Annotated in this window: 9 protein-coding genes; 5 read left to right on the top strand and 4 right to left on the bottom strand. The window is 41.3% G+C overall.

The window, feature by feature from the left end:
* Window positions 1-48: 48 nt before the first annotated feature.
* From P2W71_RS03755 to P2W71_RS03765, 3 genes are all read right to left on the bottom strand, one after another.
* Entirely contained in the window at window positions 49-3,525 is a 3,477-nt protein-coding gene (locus P2W71_RS03755; RefSeq protein WP_276367192.1) for a tetratricopeptide repeat protein, read from the bottom strand.
* Window positions 3,526-3,653: 128 nt separating this feature from the next.
* Window positions 3,654-4,460, bottom strand: a complete 807-nt coding sequence (locus tag P2W71_RS03760; protein WP_276367195.1) for an anti-sigma factor — start codon at window positions 4,458-4,460, stop codon at window positions 3,654-3,656.
* Window positions 4,457-4,972 carry a sigma-70 family RNA polymerase sigma factor gene (locus tag P2W71_RS03765; RefSeq protein ID WP_276367197.1) on the bottom strand — a complete coding sequence of 172 codons (516 nt, stop codon included), beginning with the start codon at window positions 4,970-4,972 and terminating at the stop codon, window positions 4,457-4,459. The genes P2W71_RS03760 and P2W71_RS03765 overlap by 4 nt, the downstream gene beginning before the upstream one ends.
* Before the next feature lie 176 nt (window positions 4,973-5,148).
* On the opposite strand from P2W71_RS03765, the gene P2W71_RS03770 reads away from it, so the two are divergent.
* The 4 genes from P2W71_RS03770 (at window position 5,149) to P2W71_RS03785 (ending at window position 10,082) form a co-directional block, all read left to right on the top strand.
* The gene (locus tag P2W71_RS03770; RefSeq protein WP_276367200.1) at window positions 5,149-5,817 is read left to right on the top strand and encodes a DUF4331 family protein; all 669 of its coding nucleotides are present in this window, start codon (window positions 5,149-5,151) and stop codon (window positions 5,815-5,817) included.
* Window positions 5,818-5,833: 16 nt separating this feature from the next.
* Window positions 5,834-6,370: a DUF4331 family protein gene (locus P2W71_RS03775; RefSeq protein WP_276367203.1), complete on the top strand. Its 537-nt coding sequence runs from the start codon at window positions 5,834-5,836 to the stop codon at window positions 6,368-6,370.
* A gap of 85 nt (window positions 6,371-6,455) precedes the next feature.
* On the top strand, window positions 6,456-7,748 hold the full coding sequence (locus P2W71_RS03780; RefSeq protein ID WP_276367206.1) for a tetratricopeptide repeat protein: 1,293 nt from the start codon (window positions 6,456-6,458) through the stop codon (window positions 7,746-7,748).
* A gap of 93 nt (window positions 7,749-7,841) precedes the next feature.
* Window positions 7,842-10,082, top strand: coding sequence for a TonB-dependent receptor (locus tag P2W71_RS03785; RefSeq protein ID WP_276367209.1), 2,241 nt, complete (start codon window positions 7,842-7,844; stop codon window positions 10,080-10,082).
* 25 nt (window positions 10,083-10,107) lie between these two features.
* On the opposite strand, the gene P2W71_RS03790 is transcribed toward P2W71_RS03785, so the two are convergent.
* Window positions 10,108-10,884, bottom strand: coding sequence for a class I SAM-dependent methyltransferase (locus tag P2W71_RS03790; RefSeq protein WP_276367211.1), 777 nt, complete (start codon window positions 10,882-10,884; stop codon window positions 10,108-10,110).
* A 224-nt stretch (window positions 10,885-11,108) separates the two neighbouring features.
* Between P2W71_RS03790 and P2W71_RS03795 the strand changes: the two genes are divergently transcribed.
* The gene (locus tag P2W71_RS03795) at window positions 11,109-12,269 is read left to right on the top strand and encodes a GWxTD domain-containing protein (protein ID WP_276367217.1); all 1,161 of its coding nucleotides are present in this window, start codon (window positions 11,109-11,111) and stop codon (window positions 12,267-12,269) included.
* The last annotated feature ends 7 nt before the right edge of the window (window positions 12,270-12,276 follow it).

Below are 12,276 nucleotides of genomic sequence, written 5' to 3' on the forward strand. Positions count from 1 at the left end.
TTCACTGTGATAATCGTTTTCAATCTGAGAATGTTAATCAAACAGAGATCATTTAGTGCAATACTTTTCAATTTGAAAACGCGCTTTTTGGTCACCAAACTCTACAGCTTTGCGCCAGTCGAAACAAGCCTTGGTGTTTTCTTTCAATTGGTAGTAGAAATTTCCTCTTTGTTTATAATACATCGCGTTCTTTGGCTCAATGCGGATTGCTTCATCCATATCAGAAACACCAGCACCATAGTCATCGAGTTGTGATTTACAGGTTGCACGATTATAGAAAGCTAATCCATCATTCGGATTGAGTTGAATTACCTTATTGTAGTCCAGCATAGCTCCTTCGAAATCTTCAAGACCTTCTTTTATCAATGCCCTGTTAAAGTGCGCATCCACATTCTTTGGATCAATATCCAGGGCTTTATTTAAAGAGGTTACTGCTGACTTAGTATCTTCTAAAGCGATGTATGCACGTCCCCGATTTAAGTGTAGGGCTACCGTGCTTTCGCCTGCTTTCTCTGCATTTTCAAAATCTACCAATGCTCCTGGAAAGTCTTCCTCCTCCATCTTCATCAGTCCGCGTTTATAAAACACTTCTTTGTCTTTTACACCTGCGTCTATAAGTTTATCATAATATTCGCGCGCTGGCGGAAATTTTTCAACATTATAATAGCTATTCCCCAACCACCGATACAGCTCCGGGTCAGGCTTCTCAGTTAGTTTTTCAACCTCTCTAAAATCTTTAATGGCTTCTTCATATTTCTTTGAAATAAAATAAGCCTGACCACGATTATCATATGCTCTTGCATAATCTTTTCTGCGGTCTATGGCGCGACCAAAATCAGCAATAGCCATCGGATAATTTTCTTGTTTTAAATGAGCTTTCCCTCGATTGTTAAAAAGAACGGCGTCCTCATACCCAAGTGTAACCGCTTGAGTGTAATCCTGGATCGCATCTGCTAATCTGTTCTGAACAAAGTGAACATCGCCACGATGGAAAAACGCAATTGCAAGTTTTGGATCTTTTTCGATAGCCATATTAAAATCTCTCATGGCTTCATCCATTTTCTTAGCGTCATACCGGCAATAGCCGCGCATGTCGAATGCTGGCGCAGTTGATGTACCAGAATTTATAGCCTTGTCTAAATCTGCAAGCGCGCTGGGATAATCCTTCAATGTATATTTAGCTGTTCCCCGTTTTAAAAAAAGCTCTGAATCTGTCAGCCCACTTTCGATTGCTTTGTTGAGATCAGGAATAGATTTTTCATACTCCTTTAACTCAATCAGCGAACTTCCCCTTGCCACATAGACATTAATATCTTTACTCGCGTTCTCAACGGCTTTGTTTAAATCATCAACAGCGCCTTTGTAATCTTTCGTATTGTACTTCGAAATTCCTAATGCGGCAAATTCATCTCCTCCAGCCTCACTTCTGGAAACAACGATCGCGAGATCAGCAATTACACCGGGATATTCCTTAAGTTGATACCGGGCAGCAGCACGATTTTTCAGTGCCAGCGTGTAATCCTTTTTAATTCCAATGGAGCGGTCGTAATCAGCAATGGATTCTTTAACCATACCAGCTTTGAATTTCGCTTTTCCGCGGTTATTAAAAATCACTTCATCATTAGCTCCCAATGCAACAGCCTTGTCGTATGCTTCAATGGCGTTTTTGAAATTATCCTCCTTAAAGCGCGCATTCCCGAGTGGGTAGTAGACATCCTTATTTTTACTTTCAAGGGACGCGGCCTTTTCCAAGTGTGGCAAAGCCTCTTTTTCTTTTTGCAAGGCCATATACGATAAGGCCAAAGCCTCGTAGATAACTAAGTCGGCCTTATTTGCTTGCACACTTTTTTCAAGATCAATAACGGCTGGGCTATATTGCTTTTGCTGATAATATGACAACCCTTTCTTAATGTTAATGTCTATTTCTTTCTCACCAGCTGTTTCTGCGGCCGTCAAAGCATCCACTGCTCCTTTATAATCGTTGGCTTCATACTTCAGATAGCCTGCATAAAGTGAAACTTTTCCATCTTTTACTCCTGCCAGCAATGCTTTGTCGAGATAAGTGCGCGCCACATCTTTTTTTCCGATTGCATAATTTGAGATACCAAGCATTCGTAGAACATCAGGTGTCTCCCCTTCCGTGGCTTTCGTTTTCTCTAAATCTGCAGATGCTCCTGCATAATCCTTCAATTCAAACTTAGCCGTACCGCGGTTCAACAGCGCTTTATCATAACCAGCATTTAGTTGAATTGCTTTATCATAATCCGCAATCGATCCGGGAATATCATGGGAGTTAAATTTCGCTTTCCCCCGGTTATTAAATATAACAGCATCGTTGGCTCCCTTACTCACAGCGTTGTCATAGTATTTAATGGCTGCTGCAAAATCATTCTTCATAAACTTTAGATCGCCAAGGTTTTTGAAAGCGTCGATATCATCGGCACCCATTGAGATAGCCTTTTCAAGATCTTTCATGGCATTGTCATAGTCTTTTTGGATAAAGGACGCATTTCCCTTGTAGAGAAATACTTCTTTCGAAGAGATACCACTACTGATTGCGCGACTCAGTGACTCTATTGCCGCAACATATTCTTTGTTCTTAAACTGACATATACCCAGGTGGTTAAAAACATCTTTATCACTAACTCCCATAGATACTGCCGCTGCTAATGCTTTTGTTGCTTCGGCACAGTTCCCCAACTGTGCCTGGCTCAATCCAAGCATTCTGAAAATCTCTTTATCCTTCACATTTTTTTGGACAACGGTATTCAAGGATTCAGCAGCTCCTTTCAAATCTTGCAGCGCATACTTTGCTGCTCCAACCTTTTGATGGATCTCCACATCATTTCTTCCTGCGGCAAGAAGTTTTTCAAAATCAGCAATACTTCCCTTCCAATCCTGCACCTTATATTTTGCTTCCGCGCGATTTTCTATTGCTTTATCGTAACTTGAATTAACTTCAATGGCTTTGTCAAAATCTGCAATAGCACCCTTGAAATCTTGCACGTTGTATTTCGCCTTTCCACGGTTATTGTACAAAATCGCATCTGGCTTTCCTGCAGCAATAGCTTTATCATAGCTCGTGATTGCTTCACGATAATTCTCCATCCTGAATTTTGCATTGGCGAGGTTAACAAATGTTTCAATTTGCTTGGCACCCATGCTTACTGCCTTATCCAGGTCGGTTGCGGCTCCCTGAAAATCGTTGAGGTTATATTTAGTGTTGCCGCGATACTCAAATAAATCAACGGTATTGATACGCGCCTTTAGCCCATCGTCCAGATCCGATTTTGCTTTTTCGAAGCTCTTCAAATGATAATATGCAATACCACGTTTCACGTATACTTCTTTGTTAGCGAATCCAGAATTAATCAATTGTGTTAATTGTACAGACGCATCGTTGTAATCACCCGCATCAAGTTTTTTTAACGCCGACTCCCATTGAACCTGGAGAAGTGAGTCCGTTTTTTGAGCGTATGAATAAGAGATTAAAAAAATAAATCCTGCTAAGAATTTTACTCTCATAGTGATTCTAAAAAATGATGGATTGTAAAGTTATTAAATCCCTAGGATTGAGGAACATGCCCTCTAAACACAAGCCTGCAGGCCTTGTAAGAAATTACGTGATTAAGAACAAAAATCCGGAGATTAAATTAGATTTTAACAACATTTCCAACGACTTGCATCGTTTCGAGTGTTGGACTTGTTTTTCCACCACGCGGTTCAACGGTTACCGCAAATGTGGCGGCACCCGGTTTGATGTCTTTCATTTTAAGAAGTCCCGAAAAATTACCATCAAAAACACCAGCGTCGACAGGTTTTCCATCAATAATGGCCCACAGTTGGTATTGGTTTTCCTGAGCCAATTGTTTCATCTCCTGGATACTGAGGTAAACCTCTTTCGTCGATTCGTTCCAATAAACCGAAGCCAGGGAGCCTGGTGCAATTGGGGTACCTTTCATTACAACCCTGTTGAATGCAGGATTATTGGTAATATTCAAATCTTTTTCAATGGCATCGAGGCGTTTATTGACGGTGTTATAATCTTGAGCGATGCGCTGGTTTTGTGCAATAAGGTCTGCCAGATTATTTTCAGAACTTTTCCATTTGTCCCAATAATTATAGGCGAGGTATGAGGTAATAAGTGCAAGGGTTATAGAAGCGGCAGCAGCAAATCTCCAGAATGTCAAACGGCCTTTTTCTGCTTTCAGTTCGACAACCTTCGTTACGGGAGTTCGACTGTCAATGGTGGCGAAAAGTTTTTCTTTAACGGATGCGTTCGGCTGTACTGCAGCTTTCATCAACAATCTTTCTTGTGCTTCCTCAATGAGTTTCAGCTCTTTTTGAAGCTCAGGATATTGGGCTAGGTTTTTCTCAACCTCAGCACGTTCGCGATCAGAAAGCTCTCCCAATGCGTAAGCTTCCAAAATACCGGACGATATGTATGCCTCAACGTTCACTCTAATTTTAACAAGTTTCTCAATTCTTTCATGGCCAGCCGCATCCGTGTTTTAACAGTGCCTAAAGGGAGATTAAACTCTTCAGACATTTCCACCTGCGTATATCCTTTCAGATAATGATGATCTATTACAAAGCGCTGGTCTTCCGGAAGTTGTTTTAATACTTCCTGCAGCCCAATAACCTCGACCGACATTTCCGTAAATTCTGCTCGATCCACTTTACTTACGAAGTTTTCAATATCGTCAGTTTTCTTGCTCTTGCTAAATTCTTTTGACCGTGTTTTATCGATCGCCTGATTTCTTGCAATATTCAACATCCAAGTGAATAGTTTTCCTTTCGTAGCATCATAGCTATCAATTCGATCCCATATCTTCAAAAATACATCCTGGAGAATTTCCTCTGCTAGTTCCTCTTTCTTGATGATTCGGGAAATAACGCCTAGCAACGCTCCTGCATAATGATCATAAAGATATTCAAGCGCATTTTTCTCCTTGCGCTGCAACGCTGCCACCAGAGCTTCTTCTGAAATATGTTTTGATGTCGATAAAATGATTGACCAGATTGAGTTACGAAAATATCAAAAAGTAACGGGCAAATTTCATGAACTGAAAAAAAATCATTGCCTGCGGAAATCCAAGCCCTGCTACGATCTCGTAAGTGAAGCAAACAATTTAAATAAAACCTATTATGAGATTAAAGTTAAACCTTAAAAGTCTTGGCCTTGCACTGGTGGTTTTTGTCGCTTGTGCTGCAAGCTACCTGATAGCCGCAGATCATATTGATGCCCCGGCAGTGACAGGTACAGGATCGGATATCACCGATGTATATGCTTTTCAAAGTCCTGCCAACTCCAGTAACATGGTATTTGTCGTGAATGTACAGGGACTTCTCGCGCCATCTGCCACTGCTGCCGCCTCTTTTGATGAAGAAGTGATGATTGAAGTCAACATAGACAACTCTTCAACAAAGGACAACATGGAAGATCTAGTGATTCAAGCAACATTTGATAATGGCAAGGTCAAAGTGTTCGGACCTGAAGCCCCGGCACAAAAAGGACTGATGAGCACGTTGCTAAAGTCAACGCCCGCCGAAGCGACAGTAACCAGTTATGGTGCGAATCCTGTGATTGGAGAAAGCAACGGGATAAAAGTGTTTGCTGGCCCACGGGATGATCCCTTTTTCTTCGACCTGAATCAATTCAAAGCAATCATTGGGGGAACAGCAACGTCTTTCAACAATCCCGGAGCAGATGCTTTTGCTGGTACAAATGTATTGGCCTTAGTGATTGAAGTCCCCAAATCGATGTTAGGATCTGATGCGATCAATATTTGGGCAACTTCAAATCGTAAAATGTAAAACCTGAAAAACTTAAATGATGAAAACAAATTTGAAATATTTATCCGCGATCGTTCTTTTTGGAACGGCTTTAGTTTTTAGCGCATGCGACGATGATGATAATGACATGCCTGTAACGACAATGTATGAACAAGAAGACCAAATGGCGAGGCCGGCAATCAATACCGTTTTTGTTTCGACAGGCGAAAAAGACATGTTTAATACTACCACACCTGCACAACAAGGAGCTGCCTTTGCAACCAAGTTTAAAGACAAATTGCTAGCACTAAATCCCGGCTATACAACCAACCTATTGGGACTGGACGCCACAACGTTTACCGGTGTATTAGCAACGGATGTTCTATCCGTATCGTTGACAGCGCCAACCACGTTTTATGATGGAACCAACGTACTCACCGGCCGTAAACTGGATGATGATGTGATCACTGTCGAATTGATTTTACTTTTTGGTGGGCCAGATGCGATGGCCAATCCCGGATTAACAGATGACCATGTCGATGCCAATGATAAGACTTTCTTAAATTCATTCCCTTACCTGGCAACGCCACATTGATCTATTCATTATGCTGTACTACTCTGTATCTCTGCGAGATAATTTCGCAGAGGTACACGGTGCAGTAAATACAAATCACACTGTTATGAAAAATATTCCTCTTCTTGCGTTAATTATTTTTTGTGCGCAATCCTGTAGCGAAAGAAAAATAGATATTACCCACTTCGAAGATTATCGACCTTATCTAAGTTCTCATCGGCTGGTAGAAAACGATCCCATCCAGGAAGAAGTCGCCTTTTGGACCAAACGTCTTAAGCAAAACAAAAATGACGAAGCTTCCCTTGTAAAATTAGCGGCATTGCACGCTGACCTTTTTAAATTAACGGGACTGGCGAATCACATTCTGCTATCTGATAGTTTGCTTAAGGTGGTGTTGAAAAAATATCCTGGCGGAAATGTCGAGATCTACCATCAGCTTTCCGCAAATGCCATTTCTCAACACCGATTCCGCGAATCTAAAAGTTTTGCTGAGGAGGCACTGCGCCTAGGAGATAAAAAAGCAACATCATTGTTGCAGCTGGTAGACGCTTCTATGGAAATTGGAAATTATGCTAACGCCAATCAGATTCTTCGAAACTTCAAAAATAAAAATTCCTTTGCTTACCTCATTCGAAACGCAAAGCTTCATGATCACAACGGTAGGCTAGACAGCGCAATTACGTGCATGGAAAAGGCATATCAGCGCGTGAAAGGAAATAAATCGCTGGCACAATGGACGCTCTCAAACCTGGGTGACATGTATGGTCACGCCGGAGATATTAAGAAGAGTTATGAAACTTATCTCGAAGTCCTAAAACACAATCCGAATGACGATTATGTATTAAAAGGCATTGCCTGGATTGCAATTTCTTATGATCATAATTTAAAAACTGCAAAGGCTATCATTAACGCACTGGCCGAACGCAAGAGAACACCGGAATTGCAGTTGATGCTTGCGGAAATCGCGGAAATGGAAGGGAACGAATTCGCGAAACTACAGCACCTCAAAAAATTTAAGGCACTTGTCGGCCAACCGGAATACAAGGAAATGTATCATAAGTATCTAGTTTTACTGGAAGCGGAAGAATTTAATAACGCATATGCAGCAGCAGAAATTGCTAAAGCAGAAGTATTGGAAAGACCCGCCCCTCAATCGTACGACCTATTAGCCTGGAGCTATTACCATCAGAGAAAATTTAAAGATGCCCTTGATATTGCTGCACGAAAAGTGGAGAACCAAACGTATGAACCTGAAGCCATTTACCACCTGGCAACGATTTACAAGGCAAATGGTAACACAGAAAAAGCCCGCCATTATTTTACGATGGCGTTGGAAAGTGAGTTTGAGCTCGGACCATCCACCGCGAAAAAAATAAGCGCAGCGCTAGAACAATTGTAGGATGGACGGGCTATTTTGAGAAACTTTCTGCGATTGGAAAGATTGCAATAGAAGTTAGCGATTGAATTTCAGTTCGAATTTTTTGTAATACTCATGAAAAAGATGTTTCTAACGCTTGAACTACTGTGCATGTGTTTTTTTACTGTTGCACAAGGTATTATCGGCGGTAAAATAATCGATGAAAAAAAAGAAGTGCTCGCGGGCGCACACGTGTTTTTGAAGGAAGAACCATCGTCAGGTGCAATTGCTGATCTACATGGAAATTTCCAGTTAAAAAATATACCGGCCGGCGAATACACCATTATTGTTTCGTTTATCGGATATGAAACTACTTCTCAACAAGTTCAGGTTCGTGATAACTCAATAATCAAATTGGATTTAATACTTATCCCTGGTAATGTGCAGTTGCGTGACCTTGTAATCAGCGGAAGCGTGGACCAGGCAATTAATACCCTTAGTCAGGTTGACATTAAGTTACGGCCCACGAATACATCCCAGGATATTTTAAGAATGGTGCCGGGTTTGTTCATTGCTCAGCATGCAGGGGGCGGCAAAGCAGAACAAATATTCTTACGCGGATTTGATATTGATCATGGTACCGATTTAAATCTCGAAGTGGATGGTCTACCCGTTAATATGGTTTCCCATGCGCATGGCCAAGGGTATGCTGACTTACATTTTGTTATTCCCGAGATGATTCAATATGTGGATTTCGATAAAGGCCCTTATTATGCTAACAAAGGAAATTTTACTACGGCCGGCTTTGTGGATTTTCAAACAAAAGATGTGCTTCAGGAAAATTTTGTTAAAGTTGAAGGCGGGCAATTTGGAACACTCCGAACAGTCGCCGGAATAAATTTATTTTCCTCCGATGCCTCGCGCACAAAAGGATATGTCGGGACTGAATATTTTATTTCAGAAGGGTTTGTGGAATCACCGCAGAATTTTAACCGGTTTAATCTTACGTCTAAAATTTCTACACGATTAAAAAATGATGATGAATTCGTTATAGGTACGTCATTCTTTACAAGCCGTTGGGATGCGTCGGGTCAGATCCCATCCCGTGCAGTTTCAAACGGAATGATTACACGCTTTGGCTCAGTTGATAACACAGAGGGAGGAAATACCAGTAGAACAAATCTCTTCATAAAACACTTACACGAGTTTTCAAACGGTGCTTATTGGAGCCAGCAAGCATACGCCGTTCGTTATGACTTTGATTTATACTCCAACTTTACATTCTTTTTAAATGATCCCCTTCATGGCGACCAAATTAATCAAAATGAATCGCGCATGATTTACGGTTATAAATCCAACTATCATTATATCGGCAAATTTTTCGGAAAAGAATTAATAACAGAAGCAGGCGTAGGGATAAGGATAGATGATGTTGATGACATTAGTTTATCGCATTCGATCAAGCGTTCTTTTATGAATGATAAGAAACGAGGAGATGTAAACGAAACCAATGCACATGCCTACATCAGTGAAACACTCACCTTGTCTGGAAAATGGTCACTCAACGCGGCCCTGCGTTATGATTTCATCAATTTCCGCTACTATGACAAGTTACAGGTTTCAGACCGTTCTGTCGGAAAATCTATTTTGAGTCCGAAGTTGAATATCAACTATCAGGTGGATAACAACGTCCTAATTTATTTGCGGACTGGAATGGGTTTCCATTCGAATGATGCACGTGTCGTTACACAGCAATCAGGTGAAGATATTTTACCACGAGCTTTTGGAGTTGATCTCGGTTTTAGTACGAAACTAAGCGACCGGCTTTTTGTACACGCCGCACTTTGGCGGCTGGATCTTGACGAGGAGCTGGTTTATGTTGGAGACGAAGGGATCGTTGAGCCAAGTGGAAAAACGCATCGTAGCGGCATCGACCTTTCCGTACGGTATGAAATTTTACCATGGCTTTTCCTTGATGGAGATTTGAATCTCACAAAACCCAAAGCAAAGGATGAACCTGAGGGTAAGAATCATATTCCCCTTGCTCCCACTATCTCAACCATCGGTGGGCTGTCTTTTAAAATCAAAAATGGTCTTAATGGAGCGTTGCGTTATCGGTACATCGGAGATCGAGCCGCTAATGAAGATAACAGTGTGGTTGCAAAAGGATATTTTCTGGCAGACGCAGTAGTGAATTACACGCAATCAAAATTTGAAGTCGGATTTTCAGCCGAGAATATATTTGATGCGAAGTGGAACGAAGCACAATTTGATACAGCATCCAGGTTGCAATATGAAGCTGACGCTGTTTCTGAAATTCATTTTACCCCAGGCACGCCGTTGTTCTTAAAAGCAAAGGTGAGTTTCTTCTTCTGACCAGGGACTCACAGTTATTGAATTATCATTTTCTGACAATTAGCAACAGATCAAGTGCCTCAGAGGCATCGTCGACTAATAGGTAGTCCTCATGTTGGATATTGGAAACAAGTTTGTTATTGCTTGATTGAAGTTTGTTCCTGTTCCAACGATTCAAGATCTCATAAGGAATCTTAAGTAAAGACGAAGGCAGTCGATATTGCAGATTTAAAATATCAAACCGTGTGATACGGTTTACGGATTTTTTATTCTGCTCGTAATAATCCATCACTTTTTGATTTCCAGTTATACCCTTCATTTCCACATGTGGAAAAATACTGGCTGCTAATTTTTTTAACTCTTCGGGCAAGTATTCACGAATGTGCCATGGATTTCTTGAAAGCGACATTTTTCTATTGGGCGTAGTTAATAACGCGATGCCACCTGGCTTAAGTACGCGATGTATCTCCTTCAGGTACAAGGCATCATTTTCGATATGCTCGATCACTTGAAAACTGACGACACTGTCGTAAGCATTATCCGCCAACGCTTTCAATGGCGGAATATTCATGCTTAAGAATCTTCCAGCAGGATATTTCTCCTTCAGTTCCTGAATGGCTGCTTCAATCTTGTCGACGGCTGTAAAGCTTTTGGCATGCTCCATAAGCAGCCCTACGCCCCTCCCTTCTCCGCAACCTACTTCCAATACATCTCCAAAGACATATGCTTTCGCAAGAACGTAAGCTTTAAAAAGCCGCTGGTGGATTGGATTATCGGAGGTTATTTGTTCACTTGTGATTTCAGTGGTGTATACTTTAGCCATAGGCGCAAAAATAAGAAATTGAAGTTGCTGACGTATAAATAATTGATAGCTGCCTCATAAGTGAAGTTTCCCGAACAAATCCAAGGAAGGATTGTTTTAATGAAATTTATCGGTCAGATACATCGTTCTATACTCCGCAGGACTAGTCATACATAATCTAAAATAGATTACCTATTGTTTCTAGACCTCCTAATTTTAAAAATCCTTGTTATTTTCACACCTACATGAGATACCTGTTCATTTTCGCGTTAATATCTTTCAGTGCATCCGGGCAAGCATTGAGAGATATCAATTATAGCTTTCTTTATAATCCAAATGAGCCCATAGAGTTTGACATTAAGGTCATTAGATCGACACAAGGCTGGACGGCGTTTTACCGGTTAAGCCCGCGTGATACAACCTCAGAAAATCTTTATGTAATTCAGTGGGAGCTCCGGAAAGACCTTAGTGAAAAAGAAGGGACACCAGTGAGTCCGGAACAAATTTCCAAAACCACTAAAGCAAATCATGAAACGGAAGGAAGTATAACAATGCCAAATGTGCCCGAAAGGCAATATCTAACTGCGAAGGTTCTTAACAATACTGTTAAGCGCGTATGGATTTACCACAAAGTTCTCGACCCCAAATATCCTGTAAATGGATACCTCAGTTCAGACGGGGTTCCGGTGATAGAGACCTTTGTAAAGGTTAACACGCCGATGACCCTTGGTGGAGAAGGGGAACAAAAAATCGTTTCCTATTACAATGATAATTTTCCTGCCGCCGTTCCGGGATTCTCGGAGGGCATGGGAAGAGTTGCACGAAGCATGGTGGTGGATTCAACATTTACTAGGCGGGTAGGTGACCAGCTATCTTTTAATCAAACGGGGTTGTACCTGATTCAATCCGATACAACTTCTGCTGAAGGTCTCGCATTTCGTGTTGAAGAAGATTATCCAAGGCTATCGAAGGTCGAAAGTCTTGCCGACCCATTAATTTACATCTGCACAAAACAAGAGTTCGCGCGAATCAAACAGGCCAAAGGAGATAAAAAAGCTTTTGACCGGATCATACTCTCCATTACACAGAACACAGAGCGCGCCAGAACGTTTATGCGCAGTTACTTCCGCCGGGTGGAATTAGCCAATCAATTTTTCACTTCCTATAAAGAGGGATGGAAAACGGATCGAGGGATGATCTACATTATTTTTGGATTGCCTGACGAAGTTTTCCGGTTCTCTGACCGGGAAGTGTGGAGTTACAAAAACAACTTGTATAAAGTCAACTTTGATTTCATTAGATCCAGTACACTTTTCGATCCGGAAAATTATGTTTTGATAAGGGACAAAAAATTCCAGGAGACCTGGTATGAAGTGATCGATCTTTGGAGAAATGCAAGGTTCTGATAGCGCG

The organism is Chryseolinea sp. H1M3-3, assembly GCF_029360725.1.
Lineage (GTDB): Bacteria > Bacteroidota > Bacteroidia > Cytophagales > Cyclobacteriaceae > Chryseolinea.